The organism is Jatrophihabitans sp. (assembly GCA_036389035.1).
Classification (GTDB): domain Bacteria; phylum Actinomycetota; class Actinomycetes; order Mycobacteriales; family Jatrophihabitantaceae; genus Jatrophihabitans_A.
The window spans coordinates 31438-54405 of the sequence record DASVQQ010000026.1; the positions used below are offsets into that span (position 1 = coordinate 31438).

Annotated in this window: 23 protein-coding genes; 1 reads left to right on the forward strand and 22 read right to left on the reverse strand. The window is 70.3% G+C overall.

The window, feature by feature from the left end; translation table 11 throughout:
* Nucleotides 1-42: 42 nt before the first annotated feature.
* The 16 genes from VF557_15350 to era all read right to left on the reverse strand — a co-directional run bounded on the left by VF557_15350 (nt 43) and on the right by era (nt 17576).
* Nucleotides 43-1362 carry a deoxyguanosinetriphosphate triphosphohydrolase gene (locus VF557_15350; GenBank protein HEX8081585.1) on the reverse strand — a complete coding sequence of 440 codons (1320 nt, stop codon included), beginning with the start codon at nt 1360-1362 and terminating at the stop codon, nt 43-45.
* Nucleotides 1311-1787, reverse strand: coding sequence for a YbjN domain-containing protein (locus VF557_15355; protein HEX8081586.1), 477 nt, complete (start codon nt 1785-1787; stop codon nt 1311-1313). The genes VF557_15350 and VF557_15355 overlap by 52 nt, the downstream gene beginning before the upstream one ends.
* A gap of 68 nt (nt 1788-1855) precedes the next feature.
* Nucleotides 1856-4558 (reverse strand): pyruvate, phosphate dikinase, encoded by a 2703-nt coding sequence (gene ppdK, locus VF557_15360; GenBank protein ID HEX8081587.1) that lies wholly within the window; start codon nt 4556-4558, stop codon nt 1856-1858.
* 106 nt (nt 4559-4664) lie between these two features.
* Complete coding sequence (locus tag VF557_15365; GenBank protein HEX8081588.1) at nt 4665-6101, reverse strand: hypothetical protein; 1437 nt, start codon at nt 6099-6101, stop codon at nt 4665-4667.
* 41 nt (nt 6102-6142) lie between these two features.
* Complete coding sequence (dusB, locus tag VF557_15370) at nt 6143-7309, reverse strand: tRNA dihydrouridine synthase DusB (protein HEX8081589.1); 1167 nt, start codon at nt 7307-7309, stop codon at nt 6143-6145.
* A 4-nt stretch (nt 7310-7313) separates the two neighbouring features.
* Complete coding sequence (locus VF557_15375; GenBank protein HEX8081590.1) at nt 7314-8705, reverse strand: glycine--tRNA ligase; 1392 nt, start codon at nt 8703-8705, stop codon at nt 7314-7316.
* A gap of 12 nt (nt 8706-8717) precedes the next feature.
* Complete coding sequence (locus tag VF557_15380) at nt 8718-9932, reverse strand: phosphatase PAP2 family protein (GenBank protein ID HEX8081591.1); 1215 nt, start codon at nt 9930-9932, stop codon at nt 8718-8720.
* Nucleotides 9933-10036: 104 nt separating this feature from the next.
* Nucleotides 10037-10411: an antibiotic biosynthesis monooxygenase family protein gene (locus VF557_15385; protein ID HEX8081592.1), complete on the reverse strand. Its 375-nt coding sequence runs from the start codon at nt 10409-10411 to the stop codon at nt 10037-10039.
* Entirely contained in the window at nt 10408-11283 is an 876-nt protein-coding gene (locus tag VF557_15390) for an isoprenyl transferase (protein ID HEX8081593.1), read from the reverse strand. The genes VF557_15385 and VF557_15390 overlap by 4 nt, the downstream gene beginning before the upstream one ends.
* A 60-nt stretch (nt 11284-11343) precedes the next feature.
* Nucleotides 11344-12111, reverse strand: coding sequence for a DNA repair protein RecO (gene recO / locus VF557_15395; GenBank protein ID HEX8081594.1), 768 nt, complete (start codon nt 12109-12111; stop codon nt 11344-11346).
* A 55-nt stretch (nt 12112-12166) separates the two neighbouring features.
* Nucleotides 12167-12964 (reverse strand): LuxR C-terminal-related transcriptional regulator, encoded by a 798-nt coding sequence (locus VF557_15400; protein HEX8081595.1) that lies wholly within the window; start codon nt 12962-12964, stop codon nt 12167-12169.
* A gap of 185 nt (nt 12965-13149) precedes the next feature.
* A complete protein-coding gene (locus VF557_15405; GenBank protein ID HEX8081596.1) occupies nt 13150-13797 on the reverse strand; it encodes a TetR/AcrR family transcriptional regulator in 648 nt (215 codons plus the stop codon).
* Between the two features lie 109 nt (nt 13798-13906).
* A complete protein-coding gene (locus VF557_15410) occupies nt 13907-14983 on the reverse strand; it encodes a hypothetical protein (GenBank protein HEX8081597.1) in 1077 nt (358 codons plus the stop codon).
* A gap of 29 nt (nt 14984-15012) precedes the next feature.
* Complete coding sequence (locus tag VF557_15415) at nt 15013-15147, reverse strand: hypothetical protein (GenBank protein HEX8081598.1); 135 nt, start codon at nt 15145-15147, stop codon at nt 15013-15015.
* 290 nt (nt 15148-15437) lie between these two features.
* Nucleotides 15438-16613 carry an MFS transporter gene (locus tag VF557_15420; protein ID HEX8081599.1) on the reverse strand — a complete coding sequence of 392 codons (1176 nt, stop codon included), beginning with the start codon at nt 16611-16613 and terminating at the stop codon, nt 15438-15440.
* 45 nt (nt 16614-16658) lie between these two features.
* Nucleotides 16659-17576 (reverse strand): GTPase Era, encoded by a 918-nt coding sequence (gene era, locus VF557_15425; GenBank protein HEX8081600.1) that lies wholly within the window; start codon nt 17574-17576, stop codon nt 16659-16661.
* Nucleotides 17577-17759: 183 nt separating this feature from the next.
* Between era and VF557_15430 the strand changes: the two genes are divergently transcribed.
* The gene (locus VF557_15430; GenBank protein HEX8081601.1) at nt 17760-18341 is read left to right on the forward strand and encodes a MarR family transcriptional regulator; all 582 of its coding nucleotides are present in this window, start codon (nt 17760-17762) and stop codon (nt 18339-18341) included.
* A gap of 139 nt (nt 18342-18480) precedes the next feature.
* Here the strand turns inward: VF557_15430 and VF557_15435 are convergent, their stop codons facing one another.
* The 6 genes from VF557_15435 to VF557_15460 form a co-directional block, all read right to left on the reverse strand.
* A complete protein-coding gene (locus VF557_15435) occupies nt 18481-18837 on the reverse strand; it encodes a cytidine deaminase (protein ID HEX8081602.1) in 357 nt (118 codons plus the stop codon).
* Nucleotides 18824-20122, reverse strand: coding sequence for a hemolysin family protein (locus VF557_15440; protein HEX8081603.1), 1299 nt, complete (start codon nt 20120-20122; stop codon nt 18824-18826). Before VF557_15440 ends, VF557_15435 begins: the two co-directional genes overlap by 14 nt.
* A 10-nt stretch (nt 20123-20132) precedes the next feature.
* On the reverse strand, nt 20133-20642 hold the full coding sequence (ybeY, locus tag VF557_15445; GenBank protein HEX8081604.1) for an rRNA maturation RNase YbeY: 510 nt from the start codon (nt 20640-20642) through the stop codon (nt 20133-20135).
* A 67-nt stretch (nt 20643-20709) separates the two neighbouring features.
* Nucleotides 20710-21645 carry a PhoH family protein gene (locus VF557_15450; protein ID HEX8081605.1) on the reverse strand — a complete coding sequence of 312 codons (936 nt, stop codon included), beginning with the start codon at nt 21643-21645 and terminating at the stop codon, nt 20710-20712.
* 196 nt (nt 21646-21841) lie between these two features.
* Nucleotides 21842-22180, reverse strand: a complete 339-nt coding sequence (locus VF557_15455; protein HEX8081606.1) for an HIT domain-containing protein — start codon at nt 22178-22180, stop codon at nt 21842-21844.
* 52 nt (nt 22181-22232) lie between these two features.
* Nucleotides 22233-22964 carry a 16S rRNA (uracil(1498)-N(3))-methyltransferase gene (locus VF557_15460; GenBank protein HEX8081607.1) on the reverse strand — a complete coding sequence of 244 codons (732 nt, stop codon included), beginning with the start codon at nt 22962-22964 and terminating at the stop codon, nt 22233-22235.
* Nucleotides 22965-22968: the final 4 nt, after the last annotated feature.

Here is a 22968-nt window from a genome sequence, read left to right on the forward strand (position 1 = left end):
GTAAGTGTGACAGCCGGGTGGCCCCGCTGAACGTTGCAAGAGCTAGCCGCCGGCCACCAGCCGCCGGTGCCAGGCCAGCGCCGACGAGTCGGTCAGCTGGGCGACCTGGTCGATCACCACCCGCAGCCGTTCGGACTCCCCCTCGGCCTGCCGCCAGCTCTCCCGCAAGGTCTGTGACAGCGCCGGCTCGCCCCGCTTGAGCAGCAGCTCGACCAGCTCGATCAGCACCCGCCGCTGCTCGGACTGCGACTGCTCGACACCGTCCCGGCGCATCACGTAGCGAAACGCGATCGTCTTGAGCAGCGCGCACTCGGCCCGCACCCGGTCCGGCACGATCAGCTCGGCCCGGTAGCGGCCCAGCGGGCCGTCCGGAAACCGGTCCCTAGTGGCCCGGACGGCAGCCGTGACGAACCGGCCGGTCAGCTCGCTGGTGGCCCGCTTGGCCATCGCCTGGGCGGCGTAGGAGCCGTCATAGCCAGCCAGGTCGGCCAGCGCCGGCAGCCGCAGCAGCTCATCGAGCAGCGGCTGGAGCTGCGAGCCGGTCAGCGGCGAGTAGAACTGGCCGGCCTGCTCGCACAGGGCCTGCCGTTCGGCCTCCGTTGCCAGCGTCGCGAGCCGGATGTGCCCGGAGTGCACCCCGTCCTCGACGTCGTGCACCGAGTACGCGACGTCGTCGGCCCAGTCCATCACCTGCGCTTCCAGGCACCGCTCACCGTCCCGGCGGCCCGCGCGCAGCCAGTCATAGGCCGGCCGGTCGCTGGCGTAGACACCGAACTTGGCCCTGCCCTCGGCCGCGGGCCACGGGTACTTGCACACCGCGTCCAGGGTCGCCCGGGCCAGGTTCAGCCCGGCCGAGCTGCCGTCGGAGGTGACCGCCTTGGCCTCCAGCCTGGTCAGGATGCGCAGGGTCTGGGCGTTGCCTTCGAAACCACCGCAGTCCTGCGCGGCCTGGTTCAGGGCGGTCTCGCCGTTGTGGCCGAACGGCGGATGGCCCAGGTCGTGCGCCAGGCCGGCGGCGTCGGTCAGGTCGGGGTCACAACCCAGCGCGGCGCCCATCTCGCGGCTGATCTGGGCGACCTCGAGGGAGTGGGTCAGCCGGGTGCGGGGGAAGTCGTCCTGACCGGGTGAGACGACCTGGGTCTTGTCGGCCAGCCGCCGGAACGAGTAGGAGTGCAGCACCCGGGCCCGGTCGCGCTGAAAGGCGGCCCGGTCCAGCGGCGGCTCGGCCGAGGGCTGGGCGCGCTTGTCGCTCTCGACCAGCCAGCGGGCCCGGTCCTCGCTGCTGTAGGGATAGCAGTCGCTGCCGGCGCTCAGACGTGCTCCTCGGTCCAGTCGGCGAACTGCTGCAGGTTCTGCAACCACATTCCGACCGTGAACTTCAACTGCTGCCGGCTGATCCCGCCCTCGAAGTCGAAGGCCTGCTCGGCGCAGATCCCGACCAGGCCGTCGTCGGGAAGCACCGTGTACGCCTTCGGGAACAGCTTGCTGCGGTTCCAGTCGTCGAGCACCAGGGCCAGCGTCGGGCGCAGCTCTACCTCGAACCTGCGGTTGAGGTAGAGACGGGCCTGCAGCACCTCTTCGTCCTGGCCGTAGTGGAAGAAGTAGATGCTGAAGTTGTCCCAGCGCACCGCCAGGTCGCCGTCGTCGTCGATCACCGAGCGCAGCGAGTACTCCTTCAGGATCGCCTGCAGCACCTTGTTGCTGGGCAGCACCGTGGGGCCCTCGCGCCGGCCGATCGGAGGATCGGCCGACCGGCGCTGCTCCACGCCCGCTTTCGCCGCTGCCACGGCCGAGGCGGCGATGTTACGTAGGCGACCAGGCACGCCTCCGAGGCTACCCGGACTGCCCGCACCGATCAGCGCGAATCCTCACTCGGCGCCCGGTTGGCCCGGCCGGCCTCCAGCCGCGCCACCGGTACCCGGAACGGCGAGCACGAGACGTAGTCCAGGCCCACCTCGTTGAAGAAGTGCACCGACTCCGGATCACCGCCGTGCTCGCCGCAGACCCCGAGCTTCAGGCCGGGCCGCTTGGCCCTGCCCTGCTCGACGGCGATCCGCACCAGCGCGCCGACCCCCTCCCGGTCCAGCGACTCGAACGGCGACACCCCGAAGATGCCCTTCTCCAGGTAGTGGGAGAAGAACGCCGCCTCGACGTCGTCGCGGGAGAAGCCCCAGGTGGTCTGGGTCAGGTCGTTGGTGCCGAAGGAGAAGAACTCGGCCGACTCGGCGATCTGGCCGGCGGTCAGCGCCGCCCGCGGCAGCTCGATCATGGTCCCGACCAGGAACTCCAGGTGCACCCCGGTCTCGGTGCGCACGTCCCGGGCCACCTTGATGATGTCGTCCTTGACCGACTCGAACTCCTGCACGGCCCCGACCAGCGGCACCATGATCTCGACCCGGGGCACGCCGCCGGCCTTGACCCGCTCCGCGGCCGCCTCCAGGATCGCCCGAGCCTGCATCGCGAACAGGCCGGGAATGACCAGGCCGAGCCGGACGCCACGCAGCCCCAGCATCGGGTTCTGCTCGTGCAGCTTGTGCACCGCCTGCAGCATCCGCAGGTCGCCCTCGCGCGGCTCGCCCCGGGCCTCGGCCACCGCCACCCGCACCGACAGCTCGGTGATGTCGGGCAGGAACTCGTGCAGCGGCGGGTCCAGCAGCCGGATGGTCACCGGCAGCCCGTCCATCGCCTCGAACAGGCCCTTGAAGTCCTCGCGCTGCAGCGGCAGCAGCTCGGCCAGTTGCCGGTCGCGCTCGGTGTCGGTGTCGGCCAGGATCAGCGCCTCGACCAGCGACCGGCGGTCGCCCAGGAACATGTGCTCGGTGCGGCACAGCCCGATGCCCTGCGCGCCGAAGCGGCGGGCCCGGGCGGCGTCGGCGTCGGTATCGGCGTTGGCCCGGACCGCCATCGACCGGCCGCCGTCGGCGACCCGCATGAGCCGGTGCACCGCCCGGACGAGATCGCCGTCGTCTTCGGGTCCCACGTTCTCGGGGTCGATCTCGCCCTCGAAGTAACGGACCACCGGCGAGGCCACCACCGGCACCTCGCCGAGAAACACCTCACCGGAGGTGCCGTCGATCGAGATGACGGTGCCCTCTTCATAGACCTGGCCGTCCGGGGTGCTGAAATGCCGGGCCTTGGTGTCGACGCGCAGTTGCTCGGCGCCGCAGACGCAGGTCTTGCCCATTCCCCGGGCCACCACCGCGGCATGGCTGGTCTTGCCGCCCCGGCTGGTCAGGATGCCCTCGGCGGCGATCATGCCGTTGAGGTCATCGGGGTTGGTCTCGCGCCGCACCAGGATGACCTTCTCACCGCTGCGGCTCCACTTCACCGCGGTGTAGGAGTCGAAGACCACCTTGCCGACCGCGGCGCCGGGCGAGGCGTTCATGCCCTGGGCGATCTTGCGGTGCCGCGTGGTGTCGTCGAAGTGCGGGAACATCAGCTGCGCCAGCTGCGCCCCGTTGACCCGCTGCAGCGCCTCCATCTCATCGATCAGGCCCTCGTCGATCAGCTGGGTGGCGATCCGGAAGGCGGCCCCGGCGGTGCGCTTGCCGACCCGGGTCTGCAGCATCCACAGCTTGCCCCGCTCGATGGTGAACTCGATGTCGCACAGGTCGCGGTAGTGCCCCTCGAGCTGGGCCATGATGCCCATCAGCTCGTCATGGCTCTTCTTGTCCAGGGTGGCCAGGTCAGCCAGCGACAGCGTGTTGCGGATGCCGGCCACCACGTCCTCGCCCTGGGCGTTCTGCAGGTAGTCGCCGTACTCGCCCTTGGCGCCCGAGGCCGGGTCGCGGGTGAAGGCCACTCCGGTGCCGGAGTCCTCGGACAGGTTGCCGAACACCATCGAGCAGATGTTGACCGCGGTGCCCAGGTCGGCCGGAATCCGCTCCTGCCGGCGGTACAGGATCGCCCGCGGCGCGTTCCAGGAGTCGAACACCGCCCGGACGGCCAGGTCCATCTGCTCCCGGGGCTCCTGCGGGAACTCCCGGCCGGCGTACTCGACGACCACCTGCTTGAAGGTCTCGACCAGCTTGCGCAGGTCCTCGGCGTCCAGGTCGAGGTCGTTGGTGGTGCCCTTGGCGGTCTTGGCCTCGTCCAGCGCGGACTCGAAGTGCTCGCCCTCGATGCCCAGCACGGTCTTGCCGAACATCTGGATCAGCCGCCGGTAGGAGTCGAAGGCGAAGCGCTCGTTGCCGGACTGGGCAGCCAGCCCGCGTACCGACTGGTCGTTGAGGCCGACGTTGAGGACCGTCTCCATCATGCCGGGCATCGAGAACTTCGCCCCGGAGCGCACCGAGACCAGCAGCGGGTCATCGGTCTGGCCCAGCTTCTTGCCCATCAGTGCCTCGAGGGCGGCCAGGTGCTCGCTGACCTCGGCCGACAGCTCGGCCGGCTCGCGGCCGTTGCTCAGGTAGGCCTTGCACGCCTCGGTGGTGATCGTGAACCCCGGTGGCACCGGAAGCCCCATGTTGGTCATCTCGGCGAGGTTGGCCCCCTTGCCGCCGAGCAGATCTTTGAGGTCTTTACTGCCTTCAGCAAAGTCGTAGACGAACTTTGTCATCGCGCACCACCACACTGTGAGACGGACATACGTTCTGCCGACCATAGGGGGCGTAAGCGATTGCGGTCAGCAGGCACCGCAATCTGGAGGCCAACGCCACACCGGCTCACTCCTTGATCCTCTCCTTGACCTGGCGAACCCGGACCGGCTCACCCGGCATCCCGCCGGGCCGCGACACGTACTCGCCGACCCCGACACAGGTGAACAGCAACGTCACCAGGTCGCCGGACTGGCCGAGCAGGGCCGGCACCTCGCTGTCGGCGAACGTCATGCCGGACGCGGTAGCCCCGAGCGCGTACGCCGCCAGGTGCAGCCGTCCCTCGACCAGGCCGGCCGCCAGCTGGGCGTCCCGGTAGCCGCGGTCGTCCAGTTCGGCGCCGTCGATCGCGCCGATCACCACGTAGCCGGCGTCCGCCGCCAGGTACTGGTCCAAGCCCACCCGCAGCAGCTCGTCGCGCAGCTCGGCCTGCCGCTGCGGGGTGTCGAGATCGGGCCACCGGTAGATGCCCGGGACGGTGTCCTCCACGCCGTGCACCACCACCCAGTGCGGCACCTCGATACCGCGCATCGCCGCGCGCATCGGCCAGTCCAGCAGCCGGCGCGGCAGCTTCACGTTGCGGTCCATCAGCCGCTGCGAGCCACGCCGCAGGATCACCTCGTCCAGCACGGGTGAATCGGGAACGTCGGCCAGTACCGGCCCGACCGGCCACGCCGGGCCGGGTTCGTCGCTGTCACCGGCACGTTGGGCTTGGGTGCACAGCGGGAACTCGACCCCGGGCAGGCTTCCCCGGATGGCCGGAGCGCCGGCTTCGATGGCCGGCGTTCCGTCGCCGAGGGTGAGCAGCGCGAGCGGAAACTCGTGCACGCCGTCGGCGCCCACCAGGCCGGCGACCGCGGCGTCGGCGAACCGCGACTGGAGCCGGGGCCGGGCGCCAGCGCTGTCGGCCGCGGCGATCAGCTGCGACAGCAGGGTTCCGGCGTCCCAGTACAGGTGACGCCAGCCGCGCTCGGCGTAACGCCAACCGGTCCGCCACGGAACCCCGGTGACGACCAGCGTGCTGGCCGCGCCGCCCGCCACCGGCCCGACCTGCACCAGGGCATGCTCGACGGGGTCATACCAGTGCACCCCGTCCGGCACCCCCTCGACGCCTCGGGTGCTGGCATACACCTCCAGCGGAAACCGGGCGCCCGCCGAGCCGGCGGCCCGGAACAGGATCTGGCGTCCGGGGCGCTCACCGGTCCGGACGACACCCGCGCCGAGGTAGAGGATCCGACCGAGCTGCGCCGCGTCCAGCGGCCTGCTCGGGACGGGGCTGCCTGCCAGCACAGCGGTGGCGCTGACCCCGGGATCCGGCAGCTCGCGTGGCAGCGGCGTCACCGGCAGGCCGGCGTCGTACTGCTTGACCGGCGGCGGGAGCGTGGCCAGGTCGTTCGGAATCAGATCGTGCCGGACCCGGGGGTCATCCACCGGCTCGTCCCAGTCCTGATCAGGGGTGTATGAGGTCAGCCGGTGCAGCAGCCCGGCTCCGCTCTCAAGATCCATGCGCAACAGCGTGCCAGGTGCCCGGCCGTGACCGGTACCGATCAGCCGCCGGAATCGGCCAGCTCGGCCCCGAACGGCACCGCGCGGGACTCCCGGTCGGCCAGCCAGCCCTCGGGCAGCGCCACCTTGCGAGCCCCTGAGGTGCGCCCGCGTGGCCGGCCGAGCACCTCGGCGGGAAACGGCTGGCTCTGGTCAAGTTGGCCGAGCAGTTCGGCCAGCTCGGCGAGCCCGGACGCCAGCGCCAGTGCCCTGCGCAGCTCGCTGCCCACCGAGAAGCCCTTGAGGTACCAGGCGACGTGCTTGCGGAAGTCGGTGACGCCACGCTCCTCGCCGAGCCAGTCGGCCAGCAGCTCGGCGTGCCGGTACATCGCCGCGGCCACCTGATCCAGGCCCGGCAGGGTGAGCTCGCGCCGGCCCGCGAACGCCGCCGCCAGGTCGCCGAACAGCCAGGGCCGGCCCAGGCAGCCCCGGCCCACCACCACGCCGGCGCAGCCGGTCTGCTCCACCATCCGGACGGCGTCGGCGGCCTCCCAGATGTCGCCGTTGCCCAGCACCGGGATGTCGAGCAGCGCGGCCAGCTCGGCGATCGGCTCCCAGTCGGCCTGGCCGCCGTAGAAGTCGGCCGCCGTCCGGCCGTGCAGGGCGACGTAGCCGACGCCGGCGTCCTGGGCGCGCAGCGCGGCCTCCCGGTAGGTCAGGTGGTCGGCGTCCACGCCCAGCCGCATCTTGACCGTCACCGGCAGCTGCCCGTCGGCGGCCCGCACCGCCGCGGTCACCAGGTCGGAGAAGAGGTTGATCCGCCAGGGCAGGGCCGAGCCGCCGCCGCGCCGGGTCACCTTGGGCACCGGGCAGCCGAAGTTCAGGTCGACGTGGTCGGCCAGGTCCTCGGCCACGATCATCCGCACCGCCCGGGCCACGATCTCGGGGTCGACCCCGTAGAGCTGGATCGAGCGGGGCGTCTCGTCGGCGGCGAAGCTGACCATCCGCAGCGTCTTGGGGTTGCGCTCCACCAGCGCCCTGGACGTGATCATCTCCGAGATGTAGAGGCCCGCGCCGTACTCGCGGCACAACCTGCGAAACGCCACGTTGGTGATGCCGGCCAGCGGCGCGAGCACCACCGGCGGGTCGACCACAACGGGCCGGCCGGTGCCCCCGCCGATCCGCAGCGGCGCGGTGACCGGTGCCGCGACCGGCGTCAGCACGCTCACGGTGTCAGCAGCCGATCAGCCGGGTCGCCAGGTAGTCCTCGACCTTGTCCAGCGCGACCCGCTCCTGGGTCATCGCGTCCCGTTCGCGGATGGTCACCGCCTGGTCGTCCAGGGTGTCGAAGTCGACGGTGACGCAGAACGGCGTGCCGATCTCGTCCTGGCGGCGGTAGCGCTTGCCGATCGCCTGGGTCTCGTCGTACTCGACGTTCCAGTGCCGGCGCAACGCCCCGGCCAGGCCACGGCCCTTGGGCGAGAGGTCGGCGTGGCGGGACAGCGGCAGCACGGCCACCTTGACCGGGGCCAGCCGCGGGTCCAGGCGCAGCACGGTGCGCTTGTCCATGCCGCCCTTGGTGTTGGGGGCCTCGTCCTCGACGTAGGCGTCCAGCAAGAAGGCCAGCGTCGCCCGGGTCAGGCCGGCGGCCGGCTCGATGACGTAGGGAAGGTAGCGCTCGCCCTTCTCGCCGCGGCTGGCGTCGAAGTAGCTCAGGTCGACCCCGGAGTGCTCGGAGTGCGTCCGCAGGTCGAAGTCGGTGCGGTTGGCGATGCCCTCGAGCTCGTCGAACTCCTTGCCGCCGAAGCCGAACCGGTACTCGATGTCGACGGTGCGCTTGGCGTAGTGCGACAGCTTCTCTTTCGGGTGCTCGTAGAACCGCATGTTGTCCGGGTTCAGCCCGAGGCCGACATAGAAGTCCCAGCGCGCCTGCAGCCAGTACTCGTGCCACTGCTCGTCGGTGCCGGGCTCGACGAAGAACTCCATCTCCATCTGCTCGAACTCCCGGGTCCGGAAGATGAAGTTGCCCGGCGTGATCTCGTTGCGGAACGACTTGCCGGTCTGGGCGATCCCGAACGGCGGCTTCTTGCGCGAGGTGTTCATCACGTTGAGAAAGTTCAGGAAGATGCCCTGCGCGGTCTCGGGCCGCAGGTAGACCAGGCCGGACTCGTCCTCGACCGGGCCCAGATGGGTCTTGAGCATCCCGGAGAACTGCTTGGGCTCGGTCCAGATGTCGCGGTTACCGCAGTTGGGGCAGCTGATGTCGGCCAGGCCGCGCTCGGGCGGCCGGCCCTTCTTGGCCTCGTAGGCCTCTTCGAGGTGGTCGGCGCGGTAGCGCTTGTGGCAGCTGGTGCATTCGGTCAGCGGGTCTGAGAAGGTGGCCAGGTGGCCAGAGGCGTCCCAGACCGCCGGCGGCAGCAGCACCGAGGAGTCCAGGCCGACGATGTCGTCGCGGCCGGTGACCATCGACTTCCACCACTGCCTGCGCAGGTTCTCCTTCAGCTCCACGCCCATCGGGCCGTAGTCCCAGGCCGACCGGGTTCCGCCGTAGATCTCGGCAGCCGGAAAGACGAAGCCACGGCGCTTCGACAGGCTGACGACGGCGTCATTGCGATCAACGGGCACAGCGGAACTCCATCAGGAACGGCTCGGGGACGATCCGTCCAGGGTATCGGTAGCGGCCATCGGCTTCTCGCCAGCGCCGGACGGGACCTCGCGGTGGGAACCGGACTGCTGGCGGTCCGAGCCTGCCTGCCGGCGGCGCTGCCACCAGGCGAAGCCGATCGTCACTGCTGCCGTGACCGCCCAGCCCAGCAGGATGTCGAAGACGTAATGCTCAGCCGAGTACACCAGCGCGAACCCCATCGCCAGCGAGTAGGCGGCCAGCAGCGGTCGCCAGCGGCGGCGGACCCGGGGCCAGAAGAACACCGTGAGCAGCCCCGCGACGGCCGCGTGCAGGGATGGCACCGCCGCGACCTCGTTCACACCGGCCTGGCCCTCGTCGATGAGCGCCTTGGCCTGCGGGATGCCCAGCCCGTTCCAGCCGCGGGTGGCGATCCGCTCGGCGTACGGCGCGGCGCCGCCATGGCGCGGGTCCACCTTGCCCAGCATGCCGCCGGAGGTGATCGTGCCGACCTTCTCGTTGATGCAGCCGGGATTCGACGGGCCGCCCACCACCTCAGCCGCTGTGCACTGCGAGGCTGCCCAGGGCGGCGCTGCCGGATAGGCGATGAAGCAGGTCAGGCCGATGAACGAGATTCCCACGAACTGGACCGCGAACTCGCGCCAGGCCACCCGGTCCCGCAGCCACAGCAGGCCGGCCACCGCCCACGGCAGCAGGAAGTAGGAGACATAGACCAGGCTGACCCCCACTTCCCACCACGGCGGAAAGGGCTCCTTCAACTGCGACTGCAGCCAGACGGTCGGCTGGACGCCGAACATCCAACGGTCGACGTCCAGTGGCAGGTGCCATTCGGTGGGACGGCCCAGCGCGTCCGCAGCGCCCCGGGTGAGGTCATAGACGACGAGGGTCGCGGCGAACGGCAGCCAGTCGCGCAGGACGCTCAGCGCGCCCCGCCGTCCGATGCTGGCAGCGAGCAATCCGCCGCAGACGTAGATGATCAGGGTGTTGCGGTCGAACGTGAGCCCCACCCGATTGATCCAGTAGAGCATCGCCACGGCCCACACCGCGATGGCGGTCCAGCGCACCCTGGCCAGCGTCCGATCGGAGAGCAGTCGGGTTCTGCCCGATGCGCGGCGGCCGTCGCCGGCCGGGTCGGGGTCGGCGCCTGCCGTGGCGGCCGTGCCTGCCGTGGCGGCCACTTCGGACTCGGTTGCCGCCAGGATGCTCACCTCACCGCGCTCGTCAGGCCACCTGGGCCGTTTTCCGTGATCTGCTGCCAGGCGACCAATCTACCGATCCGGCGCCGAACGCGATCCGGCCACGCCAGCGCCGCTCAGTTGCCTGCCAGCCGGCTGCCCCAATCGGCGTCGGCGGCGCGGTCACTGGCTCGGGCCGTCTCCTGGCCGCCCGGCTCGATCCGCAGCAGCTGCTCGTACGCGCTGGGCTGGTCCAGCGCCTGGGACAGCAACGGGGTGGCCCTCAACTTGACCTGGTAGCCGCCCAGGCCGCGGCGGTAGGCGCCGACCGACTCCCACTCGGTCAGCAGCAGCCAGCTGCCGGCGTCATCGGTGGCCCGGCCCAGTGAGCCCCGCACGAAGCCCGGACGCTCGGCCAGCAGCCGCAGCGCCTGCTCGGCCTCGGCCTGAAACCGCTCGGCCTGGAACTCCTCGGCGTCGTCGTCTGGCCGGAACTGCAGCAGCGCGATCACGAGGCGCCGCCAGGGCTGCTGGCGTCGGCATCTCTGGCGCCGGCGTGGCTGCTGCTGCTGCTGGCGTTTCTGGCGTCGGCGTGGCTGCTGCTGGCGTCGATGGCGGCGCCGAACCGGCGGTCCCGGGAGGCGTAGCTGGCGCAGGCCGCCCAGAAGTGCCGGCGGTCGAAGTCCGGCCACGGGGTGTCGAGAAACATCAGCTCAGCGTAGGCCGACTGCCAGAGCAGGAAGTTCGAGGTGCGCTGCTCCCCGGAGGTGCGCACGAACAGGTCGACGTCGGGCAGGTCGGGCTCGTCCAGGTAGCGGGCGAACATCTTCTCATCGATCTTGGCCGGGTCGATCTTGCCGGCCGCGGCCAGCTCGGCCAGGCGGCGGGTGGCGTCGACCACCTCGGCGCGTCCGCCGTAGTTCACGCAGAACTGCAGGGTCAGCCGGTCATTGCGCTCGGTGAACTGCTCGGCGTCCTCGAGCTGGCTGATCACGCTGCGCCACAGCCGCGGCCGGCGGCCGGCCCAACGGATCCGGACGCCGTAACCGTTGAGCTCATCGCGCCGGCGCCGGATCACGTCCTTGTTGAAGCCCATCAGAAACCGGACCTCGTCGGGTGAGCGTCGCCAGTTCTCGGTCGAGAACGCGTAGGCCGACACCACCGGCACGCCGATCTCCATCGCCCCGAACAGCACGTCCATCAGCGCCGCCTCGCCCGCCCGGTGGCCCTCGGTGCGCGGCAGGCCCCGGCTGTTGGCCCACCGGCCGTTGCCGTCCATCACGATCGCGACGTGCCGGGGCAGCAGGTCGGGCGCGATCGCCGGTGGCCGGGCGCCGCTGGGATGCGGCGGCGGGTCCGGCCAGGACGGGCGGCGGGCGGGCATTGGGTCACCGTAGTACGCCGGCTCGGCGCGGTGGCGATGGCTGGCTGGGCGCTCAGCCGGTTAGCGGTCCACCAGCGGCAGCGACCGGATGCCGCGCTCCAGGTGCCACTGCAGGTGGGCGGCGATCAGGCCGCTGGCCTCGCGGCGCAGGTCCAGCGCGGTGGCCTCGGCGCCGGTCCAGTCACCTGACAGCAGCGCCGCCATCAGGCTCAGCGAACCGGCCTGGGGGCGGACTGAGCCCGCCGGGCGGCAGTTCGGGCAGACCGCGCCGCCGGCCGGCACGTTGAAAGCCCCGTGCGGGCCGGTCGCCGAGCAGACCGCGCACTCGGCCAGCGCCGGCTCCCAGCCGGCCAGTGACATCGACCGGATCAGGAACGCGTCCAGGATCAGGGTGGCCTCGTGGTCGCGGTCGGCCAGGGACCGCAGCGCGCCGACCACCAGCAGGTACTGCCGCAGCGCCGGCTCGCCCTCTTCGGGGGTCAGCCGTTCGGCGGTCTCGCAGATCGCCACGGCCGCTGTCCAGCCGGGGTAGTCCGAGGCCAGCCGGGCGCCGTAGTTGTCGACCGACTCGACCTGGGTAACCAGATCCAGCCCGTGGTGTCGCGGGTGCCCGCGCTCGGCGTCCGGCACAGCCGTCCGGGTGTGAAGTTGCACGTCGATGTGGCTGCCGGGCTCGAGCCGGGCGCCGTAGCGCGAGGTGGTGCGCCGCACGCCCTTGCCGACGGCCCGGATCCGGCCGTGCCGGCGGGTGAGCAGGGTGACGATCCGGTCTGCCTCGCCCAGCTTGTGGACGCGCAGCACCACGGCTTCGTCACGGTAGAGCGGCACCCCTCCATCGTCCCAGACTTGTCGACTGCGCGACGGTGGCTGGCCGTCGACCTGATCACGGAGTCAGCATGCCCAACTGCGCGAGTCGGACGCCCGCCGCGAACCGCGAGGTGACTCCCAGCTCGCGGTTGATGTGCGCGACGTCGTAATGCAAGGTACGCAGGCTGATGCGGAGTTCGGCGGCGATTTGCTGATCCGTACGGCCTCGCGCCAGGGACTGGATGACTCGGTGCTGTCGCGGGCTGAAGGCCGGTGCCACCTCCGCCGTCTCGGCCTCGGGCAGCTCGATGGGTGTCGCGGTGCGCTGGACGGTCCGGAAGTACCGCAGCGCTTCAACGAGAACCGCACGGTCGGTGACCGCGATGACCGTGCGCTCCCCGCGCACCGGCGGGATCTCCATCACGACGCAGCGGCGGTCATAGATCTTGAGCTGGACGCGGGAAGAGCAGTAGTAAGAATTGCCCCATCCGCGACGGCGCAACAGCTCGGCGTGCCCATCCTCGTCAGTGCTGTCGTAGTCATAGAGCGAGATCAGCGGAGTGCCTGAGGTGAGGAGCCGGTAGTCAGCGGCGTGGCAAGCGTCGAAGCTCTCGGCGGTGCTATCGGTGCCGATGGACAGCAGTTCGCGGCAGGTCCGGTTTCGTAACGATCGCCGAATGGCGCCCAATCCGATTCCGACGACTTCAACACCGGCCACCGTGGGATGCCCGCGCGCGTTCAGTGACCCAGCGAACTTGCTGCGGGCGGCAAGGAAACCCAATGACGCGTCCAGATTGGCTCGTTGCAGAGTTGCCCAGGCACTTCTCTGGGCGAAGTGGATCGACCTCGGTAATTCTGATTCCAAGTTCGCCACTTTCACCCCCTTAATAAAGAAGTACTGCAACGTGCCCTGTTAATACGCAAAGAACCCAGCAGCTGTTGCATGGGAAAGCGGCGCCGAGCGGGGCCGCGGGAAAGGTGAGGACTCGACGCCCTCGCAGGAAAGGTGAGGACTCGACGCCCTCGCAGGAAGTCGCGAGGCCTCGCTGATCGCTGGTCCTACTGGTCGCTGGCGCGTGCTGCCTGGCTGCGGCGCAGCCGGTTGCGCAGGGCCCGGCGGGCGACCGGGCCGAGGTCATCGAGCACCTCGGTCAGCACCGCGACCTGGGCCAGGGCGTCCAGGGCGTGCTCGGAGGACTCCGGGTCGGCCGCCTCGTACAGCTCCAGGCCGATGAACGCGGCCGCGAGCCCGCGGGCCAGGCCCGGGATGTCCAGGGCGGCCTTGATCGGGCTGTCGCTGAGGATGCGTTGCAGGGTCTGCTCGATCTCGTTGATCCACAGGTTCAGCGCCTGCCTGGCCGCCTCGGCGAGGATGGCGTTCTGCTGCGCGGCGGCCAGCACCTGGGCCAGCACCTGGGTGTTGCCGGCCGCCCGCTCGACCTCGTGCAGGGACCGCCCGACGGTGAGCAGCTCACGCAACGAGGTGACCTCGGCGAACTGGTCGGAGTACAGGGCCACCCGCGCCTGGGTCGCGCTCTGGCAGGCGGCGATGATCAGCTCGTCCACCGATCCGAAGTGGTAGAAGACCAGGGCCTGGTTGACGCCCGCGGCCGCGGCGATTGACCGGGCCGACGTGCCGGCGATGCCCTTGTCCCGCAGCGTCGCGATGGCACCTGCCAGCAGCCGTTCACGGGTGTCACCGCTCACCGGGCGGCGCCGGTGACTGGTGGGACCGAGCCCAAGTGGTCCCGTATCCAGGACCGGCCGAGGTAGGACATGATCGCTAACGGTACCGCTGCCGCGGCACCGCCAGCGATCAGCCGAGCCGGGCACCGGGCTGCTCACCTCGCTCGCGTTGAGTGCCGCCGCCAGACCACCCGTGAAGCCGAGAAGGCCATCCATGGACGACGAGCGGGGTCAGCAGCACCGCGGCGTAGGCGCCCAGCACGGCCAAGGCCTCGGCTTGGGCATGGCCGAGGTGCAGGCCCCACGCCTCGCTGAAGAAATGCGCCTTCACCAGCGGTATCGCCGCCGCGACGCTTGCGGTGATCAACCGCGCTCGGCGCATCCGCTGAACCACGCGCCGGCCGCTGAGGGCCAGCGCCAAGCCGGCCGCCAAGCCGAGCGCTGCTCCGACGACAGCTCCCCACTCCATGGCAACCAAACCTGCGATCGCGAGAAAAGTCACCAGTTGCCCGACATCCCTGCTGGCCGTCGTCGAGGCGAGACCGAAAAGCGCCACCGTGGGCAGGGCGACAAGGACGCCGAGCGTCCCGCCTCCGACGGCGCCCCAGCCCAGTCCCCGGACGATCAGCAGGAAGGGGTTCCACTTCGTGGCCGCCTCGCTCAGGCCGCTGTCCAAGGACGGCATCGGTGCTCCCGGTGGTATTCGAGGCGGCATCGGCACGGGGGCGTTGACGGCCGGCGGAGGCCCGTTGACGATTCGCGGGGTCAGCAGCACCGCGGCCACGACGGCCACCGCGGCCACGCCGGCCGCTATGACGTAGCCCTCCGTCGGGCGGGCCCGGTCCAAGCAGTACGCCAACGGTGCCGCTGCCGCGGCGCTGCCGGTGACCAGCCGAGCGCGGTGCATCCGACGGAGGTCGCTCCGCCCGCTGAGAGCCAGTGCCAGACCGGCCATCAAAGCGACGCTTCCCGCGACCAGACCGCCGATCGCACCGGCGAGCGGGAAGAACATCACCGCCCAGATGAGTCCGCCCAGTACGAACTTGCCGACGTCGGGGGGTCTTCCCAGGTCCGGTTGAGCGAGGACGCCGAAGCCGATCCAGCCGGCCAGGGTGACCTCACCGAGCACCACACCCCAGAGAACGCCCAGGTACAGCCCTCGCCCGATCATCAGGAACCGGTGCCGCAGCGTGCCTATGTCGTCCATGCCGTCCCCCAACCCTGTCTCGGCTCGGGTCAGGCCGGAGCTTTGCCGCCGCCCATATACGGATTCGGCTCCATCGGCGGGTCGTCGCCGGGCTGCTTGTCCGGCGGCGGTGGCAGCGTCTGGCCGTTGTCGTCTGTGGGGTCGGGCTGGATCGGCTCACTCATCAGAGGCTCCTTTGGATTGTGGTGGTCTTCGGACGTGACGTCGGCTCGGATGCTTGGCACCACTTTGAGCGACTGCTCAATTGAACCATTTCTTGAGCACTCGCTCAAGAGGTTCGAGGCATAAATTTGAGCGACTGCTCAGAACGCTCGGCGAGCTGGTCAGGGTCAAGGTCCGGCACGTGCGACGACCACGCGCGTGCCGCGCACGGTCGGCACGGTCGGCACGGTCGGCAATAAGAGCTAGCCGACGAGTACGCGGAGCTGCCCGGCAAGCACCGCCACGCTTGTCCTCAGCTGACCGGAACCGCCGGCGCGTCGGCCACCACGCGGCGCAGCCGGGCCGCCAGCAGCATCGCGAACGCCGCCGAGGCCAGCGCGCAGCCGGCCGGCACCGAGAACGCCAGCCGGGCGCCGTGCTCGTCGGCGATGCCGCCGACCACCGCCGCGCCCAGGCCGTACCCGACCGACAGCCCGGTGCCGATCCAGGTCAGGCCCTCGGTGAGCGAGTTGGCCGGCACGATCGAGTCCACCAGGCTGAACGCGCCGATCAGGGTGGGCGCGATCCCCAGCCCGATCACCCCCGCGATCAGCGCCAGCACTCCCACGCTGGTCGCGGCGAACAGCAGCAGGGGCATCAACCCGAACAGCACGGCGCTGACGGTGAACCTGCGCAGCAGCGACGAGCGCCAGTGCCGGCCGCCGTAGACCAGGGCCGACACCGCGCTGCCGGCGGCGAAGCTGGCTATCACCCAGCCGGCGCTGGCCCGCTGGCCGTACTGGCCGCAGAAGGCGATCATCGTCACCTCGACGCTGCCGAAGACCGCGCCCATGAACACCATGCACCCGGTGATCAGCGACATCCCCCGAAACCGCAAGGCGAACTCGTGTCGCTCGCCGGCCACTCGGATCCGCACCGGCGGCTCGGTGGACCGCAGCGCCGCCAGCCACATGGTGCCGATGCTGATCACCAGCAGCGCCAGTCCCAGAGTCACCAGCGGGTGGGTATGGATGGCCAGCACGGTGGCGACCAGCGGCCCTAGGACGAAGATCACCTCGTCCAGGGTGGATTCGATCGAGTAGCCGGTCGAGCGCTCCGGGGCCTCGCCGGGCCAGATGTAGGACCAGCGGGCCCGCACCAGCGCGCCGATGTTGAGCATGGTGATGCCCATCAGCACCGCCGGCGCGACCAGCGTCCAGAGCGGCGCGTGCACCGTGATCAGCGCGCCGAACGCCGCGGTGGAGAGCAGGTGGCCGATCAGGAACCATGGCAGCACCCGGTGCTGCCCGAGCTTGTCGACCAGCACCGCCGCCACCGGGTTGCCGACCGCGCCGCCCAGGACGTAGCACCCGCTGACCACTCCGGCGAAGCCGTAGGAATTGGTGCGCCCCGAGATGATCAGCACGATCGCGATCGGGTAGATGGCCAGGGTAATCCGCGCCAGGAATCCGGCGGCGGAGAATTCCACCGTCCCGGGTATCGCAAAGGCGGCTCGGTAGCGGTTCAGCACGGTCTAGAAGCCGAGCCGATCGAGCTTCTTGGGGTCGCGCTGCCACTCGCCCATCACCGCGACGTGCAGGTTGAGGTTGACCCGCCGGCCCAGCAGCGCCTCGATGCCGCGCCGGGCGTCGGCGCCGATCCGCTTCAGCCGGCTGCCACCGCTGCCCAGGATGATCGGCTTCTGGCTGGAGCGCTCCAGGTGCAGGGTCGCGAAAATGTCGATCAGCGGCAACCGGCCGCCGGCCGCGCCGCCCTCGCGCGGGTTCATCTCCTCCACCGTGACCGCGATCGAGTGCGGCAGCTCGTCGCGGACGTCGGTCAGCGCCGCCTCGCGGATCAACTCGGCGATCCGGCTCATCTCGCTCTCGTCGGTGGTCATCTCCACCGGGTACAGCTGCGGGCCTTCGGGCAGCCGCGCCATCAGCAGATCGGCCAGCAGGCTGACCTGGTCACCGGCGCGGGCCGACACCGGAACGATCTCGACGAACTCGCCGAGCTTGCTGATCGCCATCAGCTGCTCGGCGACCCGTTGCTTGTTGACCGTGTCGGTCTTGGTGACGATCGCCACCGCCGGAGCTTTCAGCGCCTGCAGCTCGGCGGCGATGAACCGGTCGCCGGGGCCGATCTTGTCGTTGGCCGGAATGCAGAAGCCCACCACGTCCACCTCGGACAGCGCCTCGCGCACCACGTCGTTGAGCCGCTGGCCCAGCAGCGTCCGGGGCCGGTGCAGGCCGGGAGTGTCGACGATCACGAGCTGGCCATCCGGCCGGCTGAGCACCCCGCGGACGGCCCGACGGGTGGTCTGCGGCTTGTCACTGGTGATCACGATCTTGGAGCCGATCAGGGCGTTGGTCAGCGTCGACTTGCCGGCGTTGGGACGGCCCACGAACGCGCAGAAGCCAGAGCGGTAGCTGGTGGAAGACCCGGTCACACCAGCCATCCTCCCAGCCTTGCCCGGGTCCCGAGAACCACGGGTCGGCAGGTCGACCCTCGCGCCGAGCACTTGACAAGGATCAGTCCGGTAGCCGTTTCCAGCCGTGCGCAGCAATCGCAGCCACCGATACGGCTGTACCTGTACTTGATTACTCACACAACGCATGACACAATGCGTTGTGTGAGTACAGCTCCGCCTCGGCTTGCGCCGATCTTCCGCAGCGACACGCAGCTGCACATCCTTGGCGCCACTTACCTAGAGCCAGAGCGCCACTTCACGATCCCTGAACTCGTCGAGCGATCCCGCCGTCCGCAGCCTACAGTCGCGCGCGAGGTCGAGCGGCTCGTCGAGGCCGGCCTGCTCGAGACCGAATTGCGCAGCGGCCGACGCAGCGTCTGGGCAAACACGATCTCTCCCATCTTCAATGAACTCCACTCGATCCTGCTCAAGACCATCGGACCGAAGGCTGTCCTGGAAACCCAACTTCGCGGGCTGCTCGGTGTCGATCGCGCGCTAATCTACGGCTCATGGGCGCGCCGTTACCACGGCCAACCAGGCCCACTTCCCCAGGACGTCGACCTCATGGTCGTCGGCAGCGCAGACGTTGACGCGATCCGCAGGGAAGCCGACAGCGCCTCCCGCAAGCTCAGCCGTGATGTCAACGTCACGGTGCTGACCGCGGACGAGTGGGACACCAGCCCGACCGGATTCGTCAGGCACCTCCGGTCCGAGCCGCTGGTCGAACTGGACCTGCGGGGATGACGCTGCCTCCGCCCGTCGCAATGCTGATGACCGCGCGGCGCGGCTTGATTCGAACGCGACGGCGCTTCGGCTCAGCGCATCTTGAACGTGAAGCCGCCCCCGGCCGGGAGTGGTGTTTCCGGGCGATTGACCGCTGACCTCAGGCAGGCAGCCGGCCGCGCTCGTCGACGGCGTACACGACCGCCGCCGGCGTCAGCTCGGCCACCGCCGCGGCACCGGCCGGGTCGCCTTCGGCGCCGGCGGACAGCACCACCGCTGCCTCCAGGCCCGGCGCGCCGGCGGAGACCGCCATCGCCACCGCCACCTGCAGCGCCGACAGCCGAAGCGAGGGCAGCGCCACGCTCGCCGCCGCGTAGGTGCGCCCGTCGGTGTCGCGCACGGCCGCGCCCTGGGCCGCGCCGGTGCGGGCCCGGGTGGCGCGGGCCAGGGTCACCAGCTTGGCGTCCTCGCCCTGCAGCGAGCCGTCCTCACCGACCGGCGCCTCAAGCATCCTCATCCTCGCGATCCTCGACCTCTTCCACCCTGCGGGCCAGCACCGTGTCGATCCGGTTTCGGCGCCCGCCCACGCTCTCGGCGGTGAGCTGCAGGCCGTAGGCGGTGGCCGACGAGCCGGCGATCGGCACCCGGCCGAGCAGCTGGGCCAGCAGCCCGCCGACCGTCTCGACATCGTCGCCGCGGGGCAGCTCGACCCCGAACAGCTCGCCGAGGTCCTCCACCGGCAGCCGGGCGGTCAGCCGCAGCGAACCGTCATCCAGTTTCTCCACCGGCACCCGCTCGACGTCGTACTCGTCGCGGATCTCACCGACGATCTCTTCCAGGATGTCCTCGATCGTCACCAGGCCGGCGGTGCCGCCGTACTCGTCGATGACGATGGCCAGATGCTGGTAGTGGGCCTGCATCTCGCGCAGCAGCTCATCGACCGGTTTGGACTCCGGCACGAAGGTGGGCGGCCGCATCACCTCGTCGAGCTTGGTCTGCCGGGCCCGTTCCTGGTCCTGGGCGCGGCGCACCAGGTCCTTGAGGTACACCATCCCCACGACGTCGTCGACGTTGTCGGCCACCACCGGAATCCGGCTGAAACCTGACCGCAGCGCCAGCGCCAGCGCCTGCGGCACGGTCTTGGTGCTCTCGATCCAGACCACCTCGGTGCGCGGCACCATCACCTCGCGGGCGATCGTGTCACCGAGGTCGAAGACCGACTGGATCATCTCCCGCTCGCCGCGCTCCACGACGCCGCGCGACTCCGCCAGGTTCACCAGCTCGCGGATCTCGACCTCGGAGGAGAACGGGCCGTCACGCAGGCCCTTGCCCGGGGTGAGCGCGTTGCCCAGCAGGATCAGCAGCGAGGCCAGCGGGCCGAAGACCCGGCCCAGCCAGAGCACCGGACCGGCGCCGGCCAGCGCCACCGGATAGACGTGCTGACGGCCCAGGGTGCGCGGGCCCACCCCGATCAGGACGTAGGAGACCACCACCATCACCGCGACGGTCAGCAGCACCACCGGCCAGTTGGTGCCCCACTCCGAGGTGGCCACCACGGTGGCGAACACGGTGGCGGTGAGCTCGGCCGCGACCCGCAGCAGCAGGATCAGGTTGGTGTGCCGGGCCCGGTCGTTGAGCACCTTGGACAGCGACACCGCGCCACGCCGGCCCTCGCGGACGTACTCCTCCTCGACCCGGGCGACCGACACCCGGGCCAGCGCGGCGTCGACCGCCGCCAGGGCTCCGGCAACCGGCACCAGCAGCAGCGCCACGATCAGCAGCACCAGATAGAGCCCGCTCATGCCAGCAGCCCTAGCCGCGTTTCTGGCCGGCGGTGCCGGGCAACGGCGTTCGGATCGGGCCGCGGCCGGTGGCCTCGGCCCAACCGGTGACCAGCCGGGACTGCAAGTCGAACATCTCGCGCTCATCCTCGGGCTCGCCGTGGTCATAGCCGAGCAGGTGCAGCACGCCGTGGGTGGTCAGCAGGAACAGCTCGGCGTCGGTGCTGTGCCCGGCCTCCTCGGCCTGCTTGGCCGCGACCGACGGGCACAGGATCACATCGCCGAGCAACGACGGGCCGGGGTCGGTCTCGAGCCCTGGCTTGTCGTCGAGGGTGTCCATCGGAAAGGCCATCACATCGGTCGGGCCGTCCAGGTCCAGCCACTGCTTGTGCAGCGTCGACATGGCTGCCTCGTCGACCACCAGGATGGACAGCTCTGCCAACGGGTTGATGCCGAGGGAGTCCAGCACGTACCGGGCGGCCGAGCTGATCGCCCGCTCGTCGACACGCACGCCGGACTCGTTGTTTACCTCAATGCTCATGAACGCTCATTCGCCACTCGGCTCGACCGCTCAGGCTCGGGTGAGCCGCTCATCGGCGTCAGCCGCCCTAGCTCGCGTCGTCGTATTTGGAATACGCCTCGACGATGTTGCCCACCAGCTGGTGGCGCACGACGTCCTTGGAGTCGAGATAGGCGAACTCGATGTCCTCGACGTCGCTGAGGATGTCGCGGACCACCCGCAGCCCGGACTTGGAGCCGTTGGGCAGGTCCACCTGGGTGATGTCACCGGTGACCACGATCTTTGACCCGAAACCGAGCCGGGTCAGGAACATCTTCATCTGCTCGGGCGTGGTGTTCTGGGCCTCGTCCAGGATCACGAACGCGTCGTTGAGGGTGCGCCCGCGCATATAGGCCAGCGGCGCGACCTCGATGGTGCCGGCCTGTAGCAGCCGGGGCACCGACTCGGGATCGAGCATGTCGTGCAAGGCGTCCATCAGCGGGCGCAGGTACGGGTCGATCTTGTCGTTGAGGGTGCCGGGCAGAAAGCCCAGGCGCTCGCCGGCCTCGACCGCCGGCCGGGTCAGGATGATCCGGTTGACACGCTTGGCCTGCAGGGCCTGCACCGCCTTGGCCACCGCCAGGTAGGTCTTGCCGGTGCCGGCCGGGCCGATGCCGAAGACGATGGTGTGCTCGTCGATGGAGTCGACGTAGCGCTTCTGGTTCACCGTCTTGGGCCGGATGTTCTTGCCGCGCCGGGACAGGATGTTCAGGCTGAGCACCTCGGCCGGCCGCTGCTCGGTGTCGGCCTGCAAGATGCCGAGCGTGCGGCCCACCGAGTCCGCGGTCAGGTCGTGTCCGGACTGCATAAGTTGAACCAACTCCTCGAAGAGCCTGATGGCCAGAGCGTTGTCGCCGGGTTCACCGGTCACCGTGATCTCGTTGCCGCGCACATGGATCTCGGAGTCCAGTCGCGCTTCCATGAGCTTCAGGAGCTCGTCACGCGGTCCGAGCAGGCCCACCATCGACAGCTTCCCAGGGACCACGAACGGAGTCTGGACGCGTTGGCGTGGCCGTGCTGGTGTCGGTTCCGACAAGTGCTTCTGCGCTGCTTTCTGTCTCTGGAGGACGCTGAGAGCCTGGTGCCTTCTACTTTACCCGTACCTTGCTATAACCAAACTGTAGTTATGCCCGGGTCTATTCCATCCTAAGCCGGGCCACAACGGCCCGGTGCCTCCCGGCTCAGCCCGGCGGCCAGCCCAGGTCGCGCCCGCCGAGCACATGGGCGTGCGCGTGAAAGACCGACTGGCCGGCCGCCGCGCCGGTGTTGAACACCGTCCGGTAGGCCGACAGGCCCAGATGCCGGGCCACCGCGCCGATGCCGGCGACCACCGCCGCCGCGACCGCCGGGTCGGAGCCCAGCTCACCGATGTCGGCCAGGTGCCGCTTGGGCACCACCAGGACGTGCACCGGCGCCTTCGGCCCGATGTCCTCGAAGGCCAGCCAGTCGGCGCCGGAGAGCACCACGGTGGCCGGCACCTCGCCGGCGACGATCTTGCAGAACAGGCAGTCTTCGACCATGGGCAAGACGCTAGCGCGAGCGCCCGACCGCGTTGGGCTCAGCCCCACCGGCTCAGCCCCACCGGCCCAGTGCCACCGACAGCACCGCCAGCGCGGCGGCGCCGGCGGTCGAGGTCCGCAGCACCTCCGCCCCCAACCGCACCGGCCGACCGCCGCGGCCGGTGAACAGCGCCAACTCGTCCGGCGTCAGGCCGCCCTCGGGACCCACCACCAGCAGCAGCTCGCCGCCGGCCGGAACGCTGAGACGGCTCAGCGGCTCATCCGCCTCCTCGTGCAGCAGCAGCGCCAACCCGGCGGCAGCGACCCGGTCGGCCACCTGGTCGCTGCCGGCCAGTTCCGACACCTCGGGAATCCGGGCCCGGCGGCTCTGCTTGGCCGCCGCCTGCGCCGCCCGCTGCCACTTGGCCAGGCCCTTGGCCACCCGGTCACCCTTCCACTGGCCGATCGAGCGGGCAGCCGACCACGGCACGATCTCGTCCACGCCCAGCTCGGTCAGCAACTCCACCGCCAGCTCGGCCCGCTCGCCCTTGGGCAGCGCCTGCACCACCACCAGCCGCGGCTCAGCAGGGGGCAGCGAGGTGCGCGACAGCACCTGGAACACCACCCGGTCAGAGCTCACCTGGCTGGCCCGGACCTCGGCCAAGCCACCGCGGCCATCGGCCAGCAGCGCCTGCTCCCCCACCGCCAGCCGCTTCACCGTGGCCGCGTGATGAGCCTCCGCGCCGCTCAGCACGATGGTGTCGCCGTCGCCGAGCCCGGGTACCAGGAACAGCGGCGGCGTCACGGCG

Coding starts and splice junctions, on each gene's coding strand:
- ppdK (HEX8081587.1), bottom strand. CDS start 4,558: ATGACAAAGTTCGTCTACGACTTTGCTGAAGGCAGTAAAGACCTCAAA.
- VF557_15365 (HEX8081588.1), bottom strand. CDS start 6,101: ATGGATCTTGAGAGCGGAGCCGGGCTGCTGCACCGGCTGACCTCATAC.
- VF557_15390 (HEX8081593.1), bottom strand. CDS start 11,283: ATGCCCGCCCGCCGCCCGTCCTGGCCGGACCCGCCGCCGCATCCCAGC.
- VF557_15410 (HEX8081597.1), bottom strand. CDS start 14,983: ATGGACGACATAGGCACGCTGCGGCACCGGTTCCTGATGATCGGGCGA.
- VF557_15415 (HEX8081598.1), bottom strand. CDS start 15,147: ATGAGTGAGCCGATCCAGCCCGACCCCACAGACGACAACGGCCAGACG.
- VF557_15435 (HEX8081602.1), bottom strand. CDS start 18,837: ATGAGGATGCTTGAGGCGCCGGTCGGTGAGGACGGCTCGCTGCAGGGC.
- VF557_15440 (HEX8081603.1), bottom strand. CDS start 20,122: ATGAGCGGGCTCTATCTGGTGCTGCTGATCGTGGCGCTGCTGCTGGTG.
- ybeY (HEX8081604.1), bottom strand. CDS start 20,642: ATGAGCATTGAGGTAAACAACGAGTCCGGCGTGCGTGTCGACGAGCGG.
- VF557_15455 (HEX8081606.1), bottom strand. CDS start 22,180: ATGGTCGAAGACTGCCTGTTCTGCAAGATCGTCGCCGGCGAGGTGCCG.